Source organism: Wenyingzhuangia sp. 2_MG-2023 (genome assembly GCF_030548295.1).
In the GTDB taxonomy this organism is placed as follows: domain Bacteria; phylum Bacteroidota; class Bacteroidia; order Flavobacteriales; family Flavobacteriaceae; genus Wenyingzhuangia.
On the sequence record NZ_JAUOSB010000063.1, the window covers coordinates 1 to 737 of the forward strand.

The window sequence follows — 737 nt, forward strand, 5'->3', positions numbered from 1 at the left end:
TACCTGAATTCTTAATTGATCACTTTGATTTAGTAAAACATCATAAAAAAGAAGAAACACTTCATTTATATTTTGAAGAAAAAAACAGCATTCCTTCTCAAGAAAATAGTAAAATTTTAATAGCTCATGGTTTTCATAAACAAGTAACCATACAAGATTTTCCATTACGCGGTAACACGGTCTATTTACATGTAAAACGTAGAAGATGGTTGGATAAAACTTCTAATGAAATAGTCCAAAGAGACTGGGAGCTAGTAGCACAGGGAACTCGTATGACAGCAGAGTTCGCTGCTTTTTTAAAAGAAATTAGTAGATACTAAAGCTAATGACTGTCACACTATAGGAAGTTTCTATAATGTCAATGGTAAAAAATTACAAAGGCAGTATCGAGACTATTTAAGTGAATTTAAGACCTGGAAACATAAATCTCATGCTAAAAAATGGCTTGTATTCCCTCAGAATATGGGGAGTTATTTATCTATTGATGAGACAGCTTTTTCTAAAGGAGAACTCTATACCATTATTACCAACAAAAAAGCAAAAGGTAAAAAAGGAGCTATTGTTGCCATTCTCTCTGGAACAAAGGTAGAGCCAATCATTGAACAACTCTTGAAAATCCCTAAATCTAAAAGAAACAAAGTCAAAGAAATAACTTTAGATATGGCGAATTCTATGAAATTTATTGCTAAAAAGTGTTTCCCTAAAGCCATGCAAGTAACCGATCGTTTTCACGTACA

Annotated in this window: 2 protein-coding genes; both read left to right on the forward strand. The window is 32.3% G+C overall.

Annotated features, from left to right (window positions below; all coding sequences use genetic code 11):
• On the forward strand, positions 1 to 320 hold a 320-nt coding region (locus tag Q4548_RS16665; RefSeq protein WP_303457159.1), incomplete at its 5' end, for a transposase.
• A gap of 19 nt (positions 321 to 339) precedes the next feature.
• Positions 340 to 737: transposase (locus Q4548_RS16670; protein WP_303457162.1), on the forward strand; the 398-nt coding region annotated here is incomplete at its 3' end.